Source organism: Pseudomonas sp. 1912-s, from assembly GCF_029269205.1.
Taxonomy (GTDB): Bacteria; Pseudomonadota; Gammaproteobacteria; order Pseudomonadales; family Pseudomonadaceae; genus Aquipseudomonas.
Genome location: NZ_JARIXR010000001.1, coordinates 252,506 through 270,294 on the forward strand (window position 1 = coordinate 252,506; position 17,789 = coordinate 270,294).

Below are 17,789 nucleotides of genomic sequence, written 5' to 3' on the forward strand. Positions count from 1 at the left end.
TTCGCCCACAATCCCGGCTTTCCCGTTGGCACGCCGTTAGGAGTTGCAATGTCTGAGGAGCGCGTCGAGCGCCTGCTGGCCGAGGTCCATGATGACTTCGGCATGATCCGCGTGCTGGAAGTGGCCGATTACCGCTTTCTCGAGTTTGGCGATGCCATCGAGCAGAGCTGCGTGTTTACTGCCGACCCGAGTTGGCTGGAATACGACTACACCCGCGCGATGTTGATTGGGGCGTTGTGCCATGAGCGGCCGGAGAGTGCGTTGTTCCTTGGGTTGGGGGCGGGGACGTTGACCCAGGCGTGCCTGAAGTTTCTGCCTCTGGACGATGTTGAAGCCATCGAGTTGCGGCCGGATGTGCCGCGCCTGGCCATCGAGTTCTTGGGGTTGGATGATGATCCTCGGCTGTACATCCGCGTCGGGGATGCCCTGGAGTTACTGCCCACTGCGGAGTCGGCGGACCTGATTTTTGTCGATCTGTATACGGATGTTGGTCCTGGGGTGGGGCATCTGGCCTGGACGTTTCTGGAGAACTGCCAGAAGAAGCTCAATCCTGGTGGGTGGCTGGTGATTAATCAGTGGGCTACCGATGATGGCAAGCCGTTGGGGGCGGCGTTGTTGCGTGGGTTGTATCACCGGCATTATTGGGAGCTGCCGGTGAAGGAGGGGAATGTGATTCTGCTGGTGCCGGCGGATCTGGATCAGGGGCTTGATGTGGCTGCGTTGTCGGCTCGGGCGGAGGTCTTGGCGCCGCGGTTGGGGTATTCGCTGCAATCGCTGATTAAGGCGATTCGGCCGGCTACGTAGGTTTTTGGGGGTGTACATATCCGTTATTTGGGTAACGGCGGCTTATGGTTTCGCTCTTACAGCGACTCACTTTGGAAAAGCCGGAATGCCGGCCCAGCCCAAAGTAAGCAAAGGGCTCTGCCCCGCCTGTCGGCACCTCGCCTAGGCTCGGTGTTCCCTCACTCCGGCATTGCTCCGCGGGCCGCCGCGACGGGGCGTCCCTGCCCCGTCGCGGCTAAACCGGCGTCCTGCCGGTTTACCCGCTCCTCAATCCCTGCGTTCGGCCTCGGGCTTATTGGGGCAGTCAGAGCCAGATCAAGATCAAAATCTACAGCACAGCGGCCTACAGGCCGGCTTGAGTGGTAGAAGCCACAGCAAAAGCCAAAGCGAAAACAGAGCTGCTTTTCTGTAGGAGCCGGCTTGCCGGCGAAAAACCTGAGAACGCCGCGTTTATTCAGGACGCCAACGTCATCGTTAACGACCATCGCCGGCAAGCCAGCTCCTACAGGGGATCGTGCCCGCTTTAGATTTTGATTTTGCCTTTGCTTCACACCACTCAAGCCGGCCTGTAGGCCGCTGTGCTCTTGATCTGCTTTTGATCTTGATCTTAGGCGCCCCCTTAAACCACGCTGGCCGAACGCAGGTAGTACGGAGCGGGTAAACCGGCAGGACGCCGGTTTACCCGCGACGGGGCAGGGACGCCCCGTCGCGGCGGCCCGCGGAGTAATGCCGGAGTGCGGGCACACCGAGCCTAGGCGAGGTGCCGAGTGGTGGGGCAAGAGCCCTTTTGGTTACTTTTGGGGCTCTTTTCCAAAAGTGACCCGCTGTAAGAGCGGAACCAATAGAAGCCATAACCAAAAAAACGGATATGTACCCCGCCCCAAGCCCCGATCAACAGCCTTTAAACACCCCGGGCCGCTTCTCGACCATCGCCCGTACGCCCTCCTTGGCATCCTCACTGTTCAACAGTTTCTCCACCAACACCGGCAACCCGGCCGCCGCCGCGGTCTCCCCCTCAATCCTGGCCTGTCGCGCCGACATCAGCGTCGCCTGCACCCCCAGCGGCGCCTGCTGTGCAATGCGGTTTGCCAGCGCCACCGCCCGGGGCAGCAAATCCTCGCTGGCCATCACCTCCTGCACCAACCCCAACCGCAGCGCCTCATGGGCATCAAATTCATCCCCCGTGAGCAACCAGCGCATGGCGTTCCCCCACCCGGCAATCTGATGAAACCGCAATGTCGCGCCCCCAAAAGGAAAGATCCCACGCTGCACCTCCATCTGCGCAAAGCGAGTGTTGCTGGCGCACAGGTTGATATCCGCCGCCAGCATCAGCTCGATCCCGATGGTCAGGCAATAACCCTGGGCCGCGACAATCACCGGCTTGCTCACCCGGGGCCCCGCGAAAACACCCCACGGATCACAGCCACCCAACGGTGGCTGCCAGCCTTGTGCCATGGTCGGGCCCACATTGGCCAGGTCCAACCCGGCGGTAAAGTGATCGCCATGCCCAAAGACAATGGCCACCCGCGCTTCCTCATTGCGATCAAATTCGCCATACGCCAGGCTCAACTCATTGAGCAATTCCAGGTCGAACGCATTGCGCTTGGCCACGCGATCCAGGCCCAGTAACAGGATATGGCCCTGCTGTTCACGGCTGACGCGGCTGCTGGTGGCTGGGTTCATGGCGTGTGCCCTCGGGCGCAAAGGGAGGTTTCGGACCGAAGGGCCCGCTGTTCAGGGTGAACCGTTTAAGCGTCATGACCAACAGGGCCGGGCCTTTGAAAAATAGACCCTGGCGCCCGGATGCGCAAAGCCTTTGATGCAGAGCCGTTCACCTGGGTTTTCCGATAAAAAAAGCTCCCTTTTTCAGCGATTTCCGGTATAGTGCGCGCCGGCCTTTAACCGGGCCGCGTTTAGGTAGCGCAATTCCCCGAAGTCAGCTTCGGCTGCACGTCCGCACAGCGGACTCTTCCTTGACGAATCTTTTTCATTCATTCGTTTTCGCAAATCCCCGCCGACAAAGCAGCCAGGGCGACTCTTGAGTCTCAACACGGCATGCGCAGCTTTGGAGCATGGGTCTTTGCGGATGCACTTAGAGGCAGACCCATGACCCAGGAAACCGGCGGCTTCGCCGCTTTTAATCTTAACCCGAATATTCTTGCTGCCGTCATCGCGACTGGCTACGAAGAACCTTCGGCTATTCAGCAGCAATCGATCCCGATCATCATGGCCGGCCAAGACATGATTGGCCAAGCGCAAACCGGTACCGGTAAAACCGCCGCGTTCGCCCTGCCAATCCTGCACTGCATCGATCCTGCCAAGCGCGAGCCGCAAGCCCTGATCCTGGCGCCAACCCGTGAGTTGGCGCTGCAAGTAGCAACCGCTTTCGAAACCTACGCCAAGCAAATGCCGGGCGTTACCGTTGTGGCCGTTTACGGCGGCGCGCCTATGGGCCCACAACTGAAAGCAATCCGTAACGGCGCACAGATCGTTGTCGCCACTCCGGGCCGTCTGTGCGACCACCTGCGTCGCGACGAAAAAGTGCTGTCGACCGTGAACCACCTGGTTCTGGACGAAGCTGACGAAATGCTCAAGCTGGGCTTCATGGACGACCTGGAAGTCATCTTCAAGGCGCTGCCAGCGACCCGTCAGACCGTACTGTTCTCGGCTACCCTGCCACAGTCGATCCGTGCCATTGCCGAACGCCACCTGCGCGATCCGCAACACGTGAAGATCCAGACCAAGACTCAGACCGTTACCGCGATCGAACAGGCTCACCTGTTGGTTCACGCTGACCAGAAGACCTCGGCTGTATTGAGCCTGCTGGAAGTCGAAGACTTCGACGCCCTGATCATGTTCGTGCGCACCAAGCAAGCGACCCTGGACCTGGCCAGCGCCCTGGAAGCCAAAGGCTACAAAGCCGCTGCGCTGAACGGTGACATTGCCCAGAACCAGCGTGAGCGTGTAATCGACTCCCTCAAGGATGGCCGTCTGGACATCGTTGTGGCGACCGACGTTGCTGCCCGTGGCCTCGACGTTCCACGTATCACCCACGTGTTCAACGTTGACATGCCTTACGATCCGGAGTCCTACGTTCACCGTATCGGCCGTACCGGCCGTGCGGGTCGCGAAGGTCGTGCACTGCTGTTGGTGACTCCACGTGAGCGCCGCATGCTGCAAGTGATCGAGCGTGTAACCGGTCAGAAAGTTGCCGAAGTCCGCCTGCCGGATGCCCAGGCCGTTCTCGATGCCCGCATCAAGAAACTGACCAACAGCCTGTCGCCGCTGGTGGCTGACGCTGAATCGACCCACGGCGACCTGCTGGACCGCCTGACTGCCGATATCGGTTGCACCCCGCGTGCCCTGGCTGCAGCCCTGCTGCGCAAGGCTACCAACGGTCAGGCCCTGACCCTGGCTGCCATCGAGAAAGAACGCCCACTGGTACCGAACAACGCCCCGCGCGGTGATCGTCCAGAGCGTACCGGTGACCGTCCGGACCGTGGTGATCGTGAGCGTCGTGCTCCGGTTCCATTGGCTGAAGGCCGTGCTCGCTGCCGTACCGCGCTGGGCGCGCGTGATGGCATCGCCGCCAAGAACCTGCTGGGCGCTATCCTCAATGAGGGTGGCCTGGCACGTGAAGCGATCGGTCGCATCCAGGTGCGTGACAGCTTCTCCCTGGTGGAGCTGCCGGAAGATGGTCTGGAGAAACTCCTGACCAAGCTGAAGGACACTCGCGTTGCCGGCAAGCAGTTGAAGCTGCGTCGCTACCGCGAAGATTGATCCGCCCTTGGGCTGATTGATCGAACATAAAAAATCCCCGACTGGTTCGGGGATTTTTTTTGCCTGCAATCAAGCGAAACGATAGATATCCATGCCCAGCGCGCCCAGGGTGAAGCCTTGGTGGGCGGTGCTGAATTCTCCGCCGGCGCCTCGGGCGAAATACAGCGGCAGCAGATGCTCGTCGCTGGGATGACTACGCACGGCATGGGGGGCCTGGCGGCGATAGTCGTGCAACGCGGCTTCATCGTTGGCGGCCAGCTTGCTGACCATCCAGTCGCGAAAATCCCGCGCCCAGGGCTCGATGCTTTCCGGTCCGGCGTGCCAGTCCAGTTCGCCAAGGTTATGGGTGATGCTGCCGGAGCCGATCAGCAGCACGCCTTGTTCCCGCAGGCTCGCCAGTGCGTGCCCGACGCGGGTTTGCAGGGCAGGGCCCATGCGGCTTGGCAGCGATACTTGTACCACCGGAATATCAGCGGCCGGGTACATCAGCGACAGAGGCACCCAGGTGCCGTGGTCGAAGGGGCGCTGGTCATCAAGGCGCGCCTCCAGGCCATCAGCCTTGAGCAATTGCACGATTTGGGTGGCTAACTGCGGGTCACCGGGGGCCGGGTACTGCACGGCAAACAATTCCCGGGGGAAGCCGCCGAAGTCGTGCCAGGTCTCGGGGGCCGCGCTGCCTGTCACGAGCAAACCCTGGCTTTCCCAGTGTGCCGAGACCACCACAATGGCCTTGGGTCGTGGCAGCTCGGCGGCCAGGCGCTTGAGGGCCGGGCCGCTGGCACCGGGTTGCAGGGCAAGCATGGGCGAACCGTGGGAGATAAACAGGCTGGGAAGCATGAGTAGGGTCCTGAGGGTTAAGATGGGACCATCTTCAATCAGATCATTGATCTAAATCTAATATAAGTTTTAGCGCTATTTGATCAAGTTTTAGGGTGAATCATGGAGCCTGGATTTTGGCATGAGCGTTGGGCGCGCAATCAGACGGGTTTCCATCTACCCGAGGTGAATCCTTACCTGCTGCGCCACTGGCCCGATCTGGGCTTGGCGAGCGGGGCGCAGGTGCTGGTGCCGTTGTGCGGCAAGAGCCTGGACCTGGTGTGGCTGGCGAGTATCGGGCATCGGGTGGTGGGGGTTGAGCTGTCGGAAAAGGCCGTTGAAGAGTTCTTCCGCGAGCAGGAGCTGACGCCGCAGGTTAGCCAGCGGGGCGCTTTCAAGGTCTTCCAGGCGGGCTCCATCGAACTGTGGTGCGGGGATTTCTTCGCGCTGGATCCCGGAGCGGTGGTTGATTGCACAGCGCTTTACGATCGTGCGGCGTTGATTGCCTTGCCACCGTTGATGCGGGCGCGGTATGCCGCGCATTTGAGCGGGATCATGGTCGGAGGCAGTCGCGGCCTGTTGATCACCCTCGACTATGAACAGACGCAAAAGGCCGGCCCGCCATTTGCGGTGAGCCACGAGGAAGTGAAGTTGCTGCTCGGCGCGCAGTGGAGCCTGGAGGTAATGGAGCAGCAGGACATTCTGGACGACAGCTGGAAGTTTGTTCAGGAGGGTGTCACACGCCTGGACGAGCGGGTTTATCGGTTGGCCAAGGGCTGAAGCGCGCCCACAAAAAAGGGGCGATTGAATCGCCCCTTCTTCTTGTCGCCGTCAGCCGCGACGACGCAGTGCGTCAATCCGCTCTTCCAGCGGTGGGTGGCTCATGAACAGGCGAGCCATGCCCTGTTTGATGCCACCGTTGATGCCAAAGGCCGTCAGGGTGTTCGGCATGTGCACCGGCAAGCCCTGTTCGGAGCGCAGGTGTTGCAGGGCGCTGATCATGGCGCCGGTACCGGCCAGGCGTGCACCGGCTTCGTCTGCGCGGAACTCCCGTTTGCGCGAGAACCACATCACGATCGAGCTGGCGAGGAAGCCCAGCACCAGTTCGGCGAAGATGGTCGCCACGTAGTAGGCCATGCCTTGGCCCTGTTCGTTCTTGAAGATCACCTTGTCGACAAAGTTGCCGATGATCCGCGCGAAGAACATCACGAAGGTGTTCACCACGCCCTGCACCAGTGCCAGGGTGACCATGTCACCGTTGGCGACGTGGCCGATCTCGTGGGCCAGCACCGCCTTGATCTCGTCGGGCGAGAACCGCTCCAGCAAGCCCTGGCTGACGGCTACCAACGCGTCGTTCTTGTTCCAGCCGGTGGCAAAGGCGTTGGCTTCATAGGCCGGGAAGATCCCGACTTCGGGCATCTTGATCCCGGCTTCGCGGGACAGTTGCTCGACGGTTTGCAGCAGCCATTGCTCATGCCGGGTACGTGGCTGGGTGATGATCTGGGTGCTGGTGCTCATCTTCGCCATCCACTTGGAGATGAACAGCGAGAAAATCGAACCGGCGAAACCAAAGACCGCACAGAAGATCAGCAGCTGATTGAGGTTCAGATCAACCCCGTTGGCCGCCATGATCCCATTGAAGCCGAAAAGGCTCAGCGTGATGCTGGCAATCAGCACGACCGCCAGGTTAGTGGCCAAGAACAGCAGAATGCGCATCATGGTTGTAGAATTCTCCTCATGCTTAATATGTCGCGTACTGCGGGGTATATAAGGTGCGGCATGGGGCTATTCAACCGAGGGACTATTTCAAACTGTGTCCTACAGCCTGAATGTAGAGCCTTGAAGGGAATTTCCGAAGCCACGGGTGGCCCGGGCGTTCCGCTCCATTGCCTTGCGGCCCCGTAATTATAGGGTGATGCCGGAACAAGGGGCGAACCGGTAAGTGTAAAAGGTGAAGGGGCCCGCACAGGGCAGAGAAGTGTTGCCAGATAATCGCCGTACGACCGCGAGTGGGCCGTACGGCGCAATGTTCGTTACTGGCGATAGGACTTCAGGAAGTGGCCGATACGACCGATGGCCATCTCCAGGTCATCCACCCGCGGCAAGGTGACCACCCGGAAGTGATCCGGCCACGGCCAGTTGAACGCTGTGCCCTGGACCACCAGCAGCTTTTCCGACAGCAACAGGTCGAGCACGAACTTCTCGTCGTTGAGGATCGGGCACACTTTCGGGTCGATCCGTGGGAAGGCGTACAGCGCGCCCATGGGTTTGACGCAGCTGACACCCGGAATCGCGTTCAGCAGTTCCCAGGTACGGTTGCGTTGCTCCAGCAGGCGGCCTTGTGGCAGCACCAGGTCGTTGATGCTCTGGTAGCCGCCCAGTGCGGTCTGGATGGCGTGCTGGCTCGGCACGTTGGCACACAGGCGCATGTTGGCCAGCATGTCGATGCCTTCGATGTAGCTTTGGGCATTGTGCTTGGGACCGGAGATCGCGATCCAGCCGGAACGGAAGCCCGCCACCCGGTAGGATTTCGACAGGCCGTTGAAGGTCAGGCACAACAGGTCCGGGGCCAGGGAGGCGGTGCAGATGTGCACGGCGTCGTCGTACAGGATCTTGTCGTAGATCTCGTCGGAGAACACCACCAGGTTGTGCTGGCGGGCCAGTTCGAGCATGCCCAGCAATACTTCCTTGGAATACACCGCGCCGGTGGGGTTGTTCGGGTTGATGATCACCAGGGCCTTGGTGTTCGGGGTGATCTTGGCCTTGATGTCGGCCAGGTCCGGGAACCAGTCGGCGCCCTCGTCACACAGGTAATGCACCGGATGGCCGCCGGCCAGCGTCACGGCAGCGGTCCACAGCGGGTAGTCGGGCGCCGGCACCAGCACTTCGTCGCCATTGTTGAGCAGGGCCTGCATGGACATGACGATCAGTTCGGAAACGCCGTTGCCCAGGTAGATGTCTTCAATGCCGACACCTTCAACCTGCTTTTGCTGGTAGTACTGCATGACCGCCTTGCGCGCGCTGAACAGGCCTTTGGAGTCGCTGTAGCCCTGGGCGGTCGGCAGGTTGCGGATCACGTCCTGGAGGATTTCGTCCGGCGCTTCGAAACCAAAGGGTGCCGGGTTGCCAATGTTCAGCTTGAGGATGCGATGGCCTTCCTCTTCCAGGCGTTTGGCGTGCTTGAGCACTGGGCCGCGAATGTCGTAGCAGACGTTGGCGAGCTTGTTCGATTTGCTGACCTGCATGGCGATGTGATCCTGAAAATGAACGATCCAGACGGTGTGAAGACTACCGTGCTGAGAATCCTGCGTTGGCCTGACCCATAAATACGTTTGAATGCCGGTAACGCGGGTGCCAGACTGGCGCTTTGAAGAGGCGCAATCATACGTGCCGCCTGATCCATGGAAAAGACACAGATCAGGCTTTTTCAGTTGCCGAGGTGTACCGATGGAAAAGTTGCAGAAAACCGTTGATGAATGGAAAGCCATGCTCGACCCGGAGCAGTACAACGTGTGCCGTCTCAAAGGCACCGAGCGACCGTTCAGCGGCAAGTACAACGGCACCAAGACCGACGGCGTTTACCACTGCATCTGCTGCAATGAGCCGCTGTTCGATTCCAGGGCCAAGTTTGATTCCGGCTGCGGCTGGCCCAGCTTCTACGAGCCGATTGCCGAGCAGGCGATGGTCGAGATTCGGGACATCAGCCACGGCATGATCCGTACCGAAGTCACCTGTGCCAAGTGCGATGCGCACCTGGGCCACGTGTTCCCGGATGGCCCGCCGCCGACCGGCTTGCGGTATTGCATCAACTCGGTGTGCCTGGACCTCGTGCCACGCTAGACCCTGCGCCGACTGCGGACCTTTGCGTCCGCAGCGGCCGTTATATCCAGGTATAAGTCCGGACAATTCAATTGCACACAATTGAATTGTCTACTATCTTTTTACTCTTCCTGTTTCTTTCGAGGCACTGCCATGAGCGACAACCTGCTGAGCATTCCTTGCACCACCATCAAGGGTGAGCAAAAGACCTTGGCCGACTTCGCCGGCAAGGCGATTCTGGTGGTCAACACCGCCAGCAAATGCGGCTTCACCCCGCAATACAAGGGCCTTGAAGAACTCTGGCAGCACTACAAGGACCAGGGCCTGGTGGTGTTGGGTTTCCCCTGCAACCAGTTCGGCAAGCAGGAGCCGGGCAACGAAGGCGCCATTTCGGAATTTTGCGAGCTGAACTTTGGTGTCAGCTTCCCGCTGTTCAAGAAGATCGACGTCAACGGCAGCGAAGCGCACCCGTTGTTCGTCCAGCTTAAAAAGCAGGCCCCGGGTTTGCTGGGCTCCAAGGGCATCAAGTGGAACTTCACCAAGTTCCTGATCGGACGCGACGGCCAAGTGGTCAAGCGCTTTGCGCCTACCACCAAGCCCCAGGACCTGACCCAAGAGATTGAAGCCCTGCTCAAATGACCGACCTGTCCCTGGCCCTCGATGACCAACTGTGCTTCAAGCTGTACGCCGCCTCCCGCGCAGTCACCCGGGCCTACAAGCCGATGCTCGACCGGTTGGGCCTGACCTACCCGCAATACCTGGTGATGCTGGTGCTGTGGGAATGGCAGGCGGCAGCCCTGCCACAACCGACGGTCAAGGCGTTGGGCGAGCGCTTGTTGCTGGACTCCGGCACGCTGACGCCGCTGCTCAAGCGCCTGGAGCAGCTTGCCCTGGTGCGGCGTCAGCGCAGTACGCTGGATGAGCGCGAAGTGCACCTGAGCCTGACGGATGAAGGCCGGCACCTGCGTGATCAGGTGCAACCGCTGAAGGCACAGCTGTTGTGCGACAGCGGAGTTGATCTGAACCAGGCTGATGCCCTGCGAGACGGCCTGGATGAGTTACTGCGCCAGATCAGAGACTTGTCGTAGTCGGCACCCACAGGTCGAGCAAGGCCTTGAGTTCTTCCCGGCGAAACGGCTTGGCCAGGTAATCATTCATGCCTGCCGCCCGGCAGCGCTCGCGTTCCTCGGACATGGCGTTGGCGGTCAGGGCGACAATCGGCAGGTCCGGCCAGCGCCCGCTGCGGCGAATCTGCCGGCTGGCTTCATAGCCATCCATCACCGGCATGTTGCAGTCCATCAGCACCATGTCGAAGCTGTGTTCTTCCAGCAGCTTGAGGGCTTCGCCACCGTGGGCGGCGACGATCACCTCGCAGCCGAGCTTGCCGAGCATGCCCTTGGCCACCAGTTGATTCACCGGGTTGTCTTCCACCAGCAGGATGCGCGCCCGGTGAGCGAGGGGGCCGGTTTCCAGCTGGATCAGGTCAAGGACCAGGTCCGGATCGATGCGCAAGTTGCGTTGCAGTATCTGGTACAGCGCCGTGCGGCTGAGAGGTCGGGCCTGTTGCTGCAAAGGCGCCAGGGCTGCGACTTCTTCACTCGGCATGAAGTTGCCGTAGGCGGTCACCAACAGGATCGGCGCGGTGATCGCCGGGCGCAGGCGAAACAGGCATTCGGGGCAGTCGGTGATCAGCAGGTCGGGATTCTGCCCGCTCAAGTCATCGTCGATGGAATAGAAGCGCGGCGCCAGCCCCCAACTCGGCAGCAGGCTGTCGAGCAGTTCAGCCAGGCCGCTGCTGGTGCTGGTGATCGCGATCACTTCCCCTGCCAAAGGTGCCAGGCGCGCAGCCGGTAAATGCGTCGGCAATGGCAGGTCGGCGCAGAACTGGCTGCCAAAGCCTGCCTCGGAACTGATGCTCAGGCGGCCCTTCATGGCCTCGCACAAATTGTGGGTCAGCGCCAGGCCCAGGCCGGTGCCGCCGAATTGACGCGTGATGCCCGCACCGGCTTGGGTAAACGGCTGGAAGATCTTGACCTGGGCGTCCTGGGCGATCCCGATACCGGTGTCGCAGACCTCGATCCTGACCCGGCCGGCCTGGGCGCTGAGGCGCACGTCCACTCGGCCAAAACGTGTGAATTTCAGGGCGTTGGACAGCAGGTTGCTGACAATCTGCCGTACCCGCGTCGGGTCGCCCAGCACCTGGGCGGGAAACTGCGGGTCGATCAGGCACGTCAATTCCACACTGGGCGCGGCGTTTTGCGAGAGCAGATTGGCCGTGTCTTCCACCAGTGAGCCGAGGTCGAAGGGGATGCTTTCCAGCTCCAGCTGGCCGGCGTCGAACTTGGACAGGTCGAGGATATCGTTGAGCAATTCCACCAGCACTTTGCCCGAGTCATGGGCGATCGACAGCTGCTGGCGTTGCTCGGCATTCAGCGGGCTGTCGAGGGAGAGAGCGATCATCCCCAGCAGGCCGTTGAGTGGCGTACGGATTTCATGGCTCATGTTGGCGAGGAACGCCGCCCGTGCCTGAGCCATGCCAAGGGCTGTCATCTTCGCGGCTTCCAGCTCGTCGTTCGACAACGTCAATCGGTGGTTGATGGCCTTGAGTTCGGTAGTGCGCGCGGAAACGATGTCTTCCAGTTGCCCGAGGTATTCCGTCAGGCGGTTCTCGGCATGCCGACGTTGCTGGATTTCGGTCTCCATGTTTTCAAACTGCTGGTTGGCGACGTTGACCAACACCCCGATTTCATCGTGTTCGTGCCCCGGCGGGCAGTCCAGGCGCTCATGCTTGCGGGAGCTCAGCTCGCGAATAATGCGCACCAGCGGCTTGGTCAGCATGACGTAGAACAGCCCCAACAAAATCCCGGTGAGGATCAGGCTGCGGGCAAACCCGTTGAGCAGGGTGATCTCGGCACGGCGCAGGAAGCGGCTGCCGAACGCGTAGGTGTCGACGTCGAGCCGCAGCACGCCGAGGGCGTCATTGGGCATGTGGGTGAGGTACAGCCGGTCTTCGAATTGGCGGTTGGCGCCAAACAGGAAGTCGCTGATGGGGCGGTAGGTGCTTTCCTTGCGCGGGCGATGCACATCGGCCAGAACCAACCCGTTGTTGTCGATCAGTTGTGCACGGGTGATGGCAGGGGAGTGCAGCAGGCCCAGGGTCAGTTCCTGAGCGAGTTCGGCGTCGATGTTATAGGCGATGCGCGAAGCCGGGTTATGGCTGATTTCAATCAGCGCACGTATTTCACGGTTGATGGAAGCGTCTTCGCTGGCATAATCAATCCCAATCTGTATCAGGCTGAGCAAGGTTCCCAAGACGAATCCGACCAGCACTGTCAGTCTGGCTTGTTTATAAGACAAGCGGTGGGCGAACTTGATATCCATCGGGTGCTGTACCACTTTACGTTTCCTTTCGCCCGGCAAGCATAGCTGAACATCCACAGGCTCAAACTTGCCCGGCATGAATCGATTTTATTCGGTGCAGCCCTGCACGGTCTGCCTCAGGGTTGCCAATACGCCATCTTTTACAAGAACTTGCCAGAGGAATAGTCGTGGATTCTCGATTGAATGCCTTTCTTGAGCGTGCCGATGCGGTGCTTGCTCGCCTGGAACCCCTTTTGCCTGCCCCGCGCGAAGCCGTTGACTGGAACCATTGCCTGGCTGCCCGTTGGCAGCGCGAAGGCCGCAGCGGCTTTTTGTTGCCGCTGGAGGTCAGCCTGGACATGCGCCTGTCCGACTTGATCGGTGTGGACAAACAGCGCGAACAATTGGCCCGCAACACCCAGCAGTTTCTCGAGGGTTTGCCGGCCAACCATGCATTGCTCTGGGGCTCGCGCGGCACCGGTAAATCGTCCATGGTGCGGGCCTTGCTGGCCCAGCATGCCAAGGCCGGATTGCGCTTGATCGAGATCGAACGCGATCATCTGGCGGATTTGCCGCGGGTGGTTGAGCAACTGATCAAATTGCCGCAACGCTTTGTGCTGTTCTGCGACGACCTGTCCTTCGAGGCCGGCGAGAGCGATTACCGCGTGCTCAAGAGCGTACTCGACGGCTCCCTGGAACAGGCACCGGAAAACGTCCTGTTGTACGCCACCTCCAACCGTCGTCACCTGGTGCCCGAAAACCAGAGTGATAATGAAAACTGGAAGAACATAGACGGTGAACTGCATCCCAACGAAGCGGTTGAGGACAAGATCGCCCTGTCTGACCGTTTCGGCCTGTGGCTGTCGTTTTACCCGTTCAACCAGGAGCACTTCCTGGATGTGGTCGAGCACTGGATCGGTGAGTTGGCGAGCAAGGCCGGTTTGCAGTGGCAGCGTGATGAAGCGCTGGACATCCTCGCGGTGCGCTGGGCAACCGGGCGTGGCAATCGCAACGGGCGTTGTGCCTATCAGTTCGCCCGCTATTGGGTGGGCCTCAAATTACTGGAGCGTCAACCATGATCGATTTGCAGCAGGCCGGCACTGGGCTTGATGGTTACGCCATGCTCCACGCGCAGTTGGAATCCTTGCTGGCGGATGAGCGGGATTTCATTGCCAATGCGGCACAGTTTTCCGCGTTCCTGTTCAATCAGCTGGACGATTTGAACTGGGCGGGCTTCTACCTCAACCGCAATGAAGAGTTGGTGCTTGGGCCGTTCCAGGGGCAGATTGCCTGTGTGCGCATTCCGTTTGGCCGCGGTGTGTGCGGCGCGGCTGCGGCGTCGCGGAAAACCCAGCGGGTGGAAGACGTGCACGCGTTCCCTGGGCATATTGCTTGTGACAGCGCCTCGAACAGCGAACTGGTGGTTCCGCTGGTCAAGGAAGGGCGCCTGATTGGCGTACTGGATCTGGACAGTCCATCGCTGTCGCGGTTTACCCCGCAGGATCAGGCCGGCATCGAGCAGTTGGCGGCGATTTTCCTGCGGTTGACCGATTGCTGATGGGCTGACCCTCCTGTAGGAGCGAGCACGCTCGTTCCTACAGACGGTCCAGCACGTCCAGTTGCATCTGTAACATCCTCTCCAGCTCAAGCATGGATTTCTCTATTGCCTTGATGCCTGCTTCGATCACGTGTGGATTGTCGCGTTCGCCACAGGCCAGTTCCAACGCTTCGCATTGCCCGGACAGGGTATTGGCCTGGATGATCCGGGCGGCACCCTTGATTTTGTGGGCCTGGTCGATCAGGTCGTTGGCAGAGGCTTGCCGGGCCAGCAGGGCCATCAGGTCGACCCGATCATGCCGGCTGCTGTTGAGCAATTCTTCAAGCAACCGGCGGCTCAACTCTGAGTCACCGCCTGTCATCGCGTCCAGGCTTTGAAGGGTAAATACGTTGCGAGTGGGGAGCGGTTCGACTTGCGCCAGATGCTGCTCCAGCGCAGTGAGGCTGATGGGTTTGAACAGGCAATCATTCATGCCTGCGTCGAAGCAGCGTTGTTTCTCCTCTGGTTGGGCATTGGCAGTGAAACCGAGTATCACACACGGTGCTTTTTGCTCGCGCTGCTCATACTCGCGAATGGACCGACTCAACTCGTAGCCATTCATGATCGGCATATTGCAGTCGGCAATGACCAGGTCGAAATGTTCCTGGCGCCACGCCTGGAACCCGGCAGCCCCATGATGCGCGGCGGTGAACTGATGGCCGAGGAAGCCCAGTTGCTGGCACATGAGCAAGCGGTTGGCCGGGTGGTCGTCCACCACCAGTACATTGAGAACCGGTGCCGGCGTGGTCGCGGCAGGCTCCAGTTTGTCGACGGCCTTGACCGGCTGCAGGCTGGTCATCGTCAGGCTGACGTGTACCTGGGTGCCCACCATGGGCACGCTGCTCAGGCTCAATTGGCCGCCCATCATCGCGCACAGGCTGCGACAGATCACCAGGCCCAGGCCGGCGCCGCTCCTGGCCAGGTGCCCGGAGTTGTCGGCTTGGGCAAAAGGTTCGAACAGGCGTAGTTGGTCTTCGCGGTTGATCCCGATGCCGGTGTCCTCCACCACCAGTTTCATCTCGATCTGTTGGGGTTTCCCGGTCTCCTTCAGGTGCACCTTGATCTTTACCTGCCCGCGCTCAGTGAACTTGATCGCGTTGCTCACCAGGTTCGACAGCACCTGCTTGAACCGCAAGGGGTCGATCAGTACCTCGGTGCCGTCGACATCGGGGGAGACCTCCAGCACCAGGCTCAGGGTTTTCTGGCGCGCCAGGCCATCGAACACGCGGACCACCGACTCGATCACCTCCCGCAGGTTGACCCTTTCCGGGGCCAGGCTCAGCCGACCGGATTCGATGCGTGCGATGTCCAGAATGTCGCCGATCAGCTCCAGCAGGTCCTTGGCCGAGTTGTAGGCCACCTCGATGGCGGGGCGATCCAGATGCCCCTGGTCGGCACGCTTGAGTGTCAACTCCAGCATGCCAATCACCGCATTCATGGGGGTGCGGATTTCGTGGCTCATGGTCGCCAGGAACGTGCTCTTGGCGCGGTTGGCCTCGTCGGCGCGTTCCTTGGCAGCGCGAAGTTCATCGAACAGTTGGCGCCGTTCACTGATATCGATCCAGCCGCCGATGATGCCCTGCACCTCGCCCATGGAGTCGCGGTACGGAAGGATCCAGTGATAGATCGTGAGTTTTTTTCCGTGAACATGCAGGGTGCGATCAAGGATCAGCGGTTTGCCTTCGGCCACGACCTGTTGATAGTCGGCATGGTATTGAGCCGCTTCCGTCTCAAGGGCCATGCCCATCTGGGTGATGCTCTTGCCGATGACGTCTGCACGCTTGACGTCGAACGTTTGCAGGTAGCTGTCGTTGCAGGTCTGCAGGAAACCGTTGTGGTCACGTACGTAGATCGGATGCGGCGTTTCATTGACCAGTGCCCGCATGAATTCGAACTGGTCATTCAGGGCGCGCTCGGCCAGCTTCCGATGCTTGATCTGGCGCTGCAGATAGCCGTTCCACGTCAGGGAAATCAACAACAGCAATCCGGTGCCGATGATGATCTGGGCGATCAGGCGATGATAGTTGCGCCAGTAACCATCGGATGCCGCGTTGTAGCCGCGCCAGCGGCTATTGATGGCCGTCAGCTCATCCGGCGCAATACTGAGCAGCGCCTTGTCGAGGATCGAACTCAGCTCGATGGCGTGACGGGACGTTGCCAGGGCAAACGTGGCTGGCAACGTGCCGATGCTGGAACTGATCTGCAATTTATCCTGGAACACCGGTGACGAGAGGAAGTAGTTGGCGATCACCAACGGGGTCACGGCACCCTCTACCTGTCCCTGCACCAATAACTCGGATGCCTTGAAGGTATCACCGGCTTCCACCAGGGTGATCTGGGCAAATTCCTGGCGCAGGAACTTTTCCAGCGGATTGCCCAGGGTGATCGCCAGGCGCTTGCCAGCCATCTGTTGAAGGCTGGAGGGCGCCCCCGTCTCTTTGCGTGTCAGCAGAACGTATGAGTTTTCCAGATAGGGTCGGCTGAAGGTCAGCAGGGACTCGCGCCCGGTACTCGGCGTGATGGCGCCGATGATGTCGGCGGCGCCGGAGTGGACCAGATTGATCATGCTGGAGACGTCGCGCACGTGTTGAATCTCGAAGCGCAGGCCGGTTCGCAGCCGGATCAGCTCAAGCAGATCGGCGGTGACGCCCCGGAAGTTGCCATCGGTATCAAAGAATGTAAGGGGGGCGAAGGTTTCGTTGACGACGACCTTCACCACCGGGTTTTCCTTGAGCCAGCGCTCTTCGCGCAGGGTCAGTTGCAGCTTGCGGTCGGTCAGCAGGATGTCGCTGCCTGCGCTCCAGCGTTTGGCAATGCTGTCGCGTTCATAGGTCGATACGCCATCGAGCACCGAATCGATGATGCTCAGGAGAATAGGCTGGTCCTTGCGCAAGGCGAAGCTGAAGCCATGTGCCTCGTGCTTGCCGAAGTTGGCCATGCGGATGTTTCTCAGGTACCCCTTGTTGATCATGTAGTGAGTGGAAATGGTGTCGCCCAGGAAGACGTCAGCCTGGTCGAATGCCACTGCATTCAAGGCATTTTGATAGGACGGGTAGGCGTGGATGGTTGCTTTTGGATACAGCGCCTGCACTTCGTCCATGGGCAGGTAGTGGTAGACAAGACTCAGGCGCAGGCCTGCCAGGCCGTCGCTCAGGTTGCGGTTTTCGCCTTCGCGGGTGACCAGTACCGGCTGGTCCACCGCGTAGGGCAATGACAGGACGATGTCCGGGTTTGCCGCTTCAAAGCCGTTGGAGGATCCGAGAAAGTCGATCTCGCCGTTTTCCAGCGCCTGGATCGCCGCTTCCCGGGTGGAGTAGCGCAACACCGTCAGCGGTATTGCCAGCGTTTTGGCCACCAGGCCGGCGTAATCGGCAGTCAGCCCTTCATAGTCACGCCCGCTGGAGGTGATGTCGAAGGGCGGGTAGTCGGGCCCGGAGGTGCCCAGTATCAATTCCCGCTTGTTTTGCAGCCACTGGCGTTGTGTCTTGTTCAAGGGGGTGTCGAGTTGAACGGCACCCGCACGCCCCAGCAGTGCATATTGCTCGGGAACCGGTTGTTCGGCAGGCACGGAAGTGCTGAGGCATACCCCGATACTCAAAATGATTAGATAGTCCTTTATACGCCTGGGCATCCG

Annotated in this window: 14 protein-coding genes; 8 read left to right on the forward strand and 6 right to left on the reverse strand. The window is 60.3% G+C overall.

The window, feature by feature from the left end; translation table 11 throughout:
• Positions 1-48: 48 nt before the first annotated feature.
• Entirely contained in the window at positions 49-804 is a 756-nt protein-coding gene (locus tag P3C29_RS01125) for a spermidine synthase (protein WP_010176150.1), read from the forward strand.
• Positions 805-1,674: 870 nt separating this feature from the next.
• Here P3C29_RS01125 and P3C29_RS01130 read toward each other — a convergent pair.
• On the reverse strand, positions 1,675-2,466 hold the full coding sequence (locus tag P3C29_RS01130) for a crotonase/enoyl-CoA hydratase family protein (RefSeq protein ID WP_010176149.1): 792 nt from the start codon (positions 2,464-2,466) through the stop codon (positions 1,675-1,677).
• A gap of 423 nt (positions 2,467-2,889) precedes the next feature.
• Between P3C29_RS01130 and P3C29_RS01135 the strand changes: the two genes are divergently transcribed.
• Positions 2,890-4,563 carry a DEAD/DEAH box helicase gene (locus P3C29_RS01135; protein WP_003209050.1) on the forward strand — a complete coding sequence of 558 codons (1,674 nt, stop codon included), beginning with the start codon at positions 2,890-2,892 and terminating at the stop codon, positions 4,561-4,563.
• 69 nt (positions 4,564-4,632) lie between these two features.
• Here the strand turns inward: P3C29_RS01135 and P3C29_RS01140 are convergent, their stop codons facing one another.
• Positions 4,633-5,400, reverse strand: coding sequence for a class III extradiol ring-cleavage dioxygenase (locus P3C29_RS01140; protein ID WP_010176148.1), 768 nt, complete (start codon positions 5,398-5,400; stop codon positions 4,633-4,635).
• Between the two features lie 102 nt (positions 5,401-5,502).
• Here P3C29_RS01140 and P3C29_RS01145 point away from each other — a divergent pair, with 102 nt between their 5' ends.
• Complete coding sequence (locus P3C29_RS01145; RefSeq protein ID WP_275963731.1) at positions 5,503-6,159, forward strand: thiopurine S-methyltransferase; 657 nt, start codon at positions 5,503-5,505, stop codon at positions 6,157-6,159.
• Between the two features lie 51 nt (positions 6,160-6,210).
• Here the strand turns inward: P3C29_RS01145 and htpX are convergent, their stop codons facing one another.
• Together htpX and P3C29_RS01155 are read right to left on the reverse strand one after the other, a co-directional pair.
• Positions 6,211-7,098, reverse strand: a complete 888-nt coding sequence (gene htpX / locus P3C29_RS01150; RefSeq protein WP_003209055.1) for a protease HtpX — start codon at positions 7,096-7,098, stop codon at positions 6,211-6,213.
• 314 nt (positions 7,099-7,412) lie between these two features.
• Positions 7,413-8,624: a pyridoxal phosphate-dependent aminotransferase gene (locus P3C29_RS01155; RefSeq protein ID WP_010176146.1), complete on the reverse strand. Its 1,212-nt coding sequence runs from the start codon at positions 8,622-8,624 to the stop codon at positions 7,413-7,415.
• Positions 8,625-8,826: 202 nt separating this feature from the next.
• Between P3C29_RS01155 and msrB the strand changes: the two genes are divergently transcribed.
• The 3 genes from msrB (at position 8,827) to P3C29_RS01170 (ending at position 10,286) form a co-directional block, all read left to right on the forward strand.
• The gene (gene msrB / locus P3C29_RS01160; RefSeq protein WP_010176145.1) at positions 8,827-9,219 is read left to right on the forward strand and encodes a peptide-methionine (R)-S-oxide reductase MsrB; all 393 of its coding nucleotides are present in this window, start codon (positions 8,827-8,829) and stop codon (positions 9,217-9,219) included.
• Between the two features lie 132 nt (positions 9,220-9,351).
• Positions 9,352-9,837, forward strand: a complete 486-nt coding sequence (locus P3C29_RS01165) for a glutathione peroxidase (RefSeq protein WP_010176144.1) — start codon at positions 9,352-9,354, stop codon at positions 9,835-9,837.
• The gene (locus tag P3C29_RS01170) at positions 9,834-10,286 is read left to right on the forward strand and encodes a MarR family transcriptional regulator (RefSeq protein WP_201122471.1); all 453 of its coding nucleotides are present in this window, start codon (positions 9,834-9,836) and stop codon (positions 10,284-10,286) included. Before P3C29_RS01165 ends, P3C29_RS01170 begins: the two co-directional genes overlap by 4 nt.
• Here P3C29_RS01170 and P3C29_RS01175 read toward each other — a convergent pair.
• On the reverse strand, positions 10,270-12,579 hold the full coding sequence (locus P3C29_RS01175) for a response regulator (protein WP_275963732.1): 2,310 nt from the start codon (positions 12,577-12,579) through the stop codon (positions 10,270-10,272). The two genes, P3C29_RS01170 and P3C29_RS01175, sit on opposite strands and share 17 nt — an antisense overlap.
• Before the next feature lie 167 nt (positions 12,580-12,746).
• Here P3C29_RS01175 and P3C29_RS01180 point away from each other — a divergent pair, with 167 nt between their 5' ends.
• Together P3C29_RS01180 and P3C29_RS01185 are read left to right on the forward strand one after the other, a co-directional pair.
• Positions 12,747-13,637 (forward strand): ATP-binding protein, encoded by an 891-nt coding sequence (locus tag P3C29_RS01180; protein WP_010176140.1) that lies wholly within the window; start codon positions 12,747-12,749, stop codon positions 13,635-13,637.
• Positions 13,634-14,116 carry a GAF domain-containing protein gene (locus P3C29_RS01185; RefSeq protein WP_275963733.1) on the forward strand — a complete coding sequence of 161 codons (483 nt, stop codon included), beginning with the start codon at positions 13,634-13,636 and terminating at the stop codon, positions 14,114-14,116. The genes P3C29_RS01180 and P3C29_RS01185 overlap by 4 nt, the downstream gene beginning before the upstream one ends.
• Before the next feature lie 37 nt (positions 14,117-14,153).
• On the opposite strand, the gene P3C29_RS01190 is transcribed toward P3C29_RS01185, so the two are convergent.
• On the reverse strand, positions 14,154-17,786 hold the full coding sequence (locus P3C29_RS01190) for a transporter substrate-binding domain-containing protein (RefSeq protein WP_275963734.1): 3,633 nt from the start codon (positions 17,784-17,786) through the stop codon (positions 14,154-14,156).
• Between the last annotated feature and the right edge of the window lie 3 nt (positions 17,787-17,789).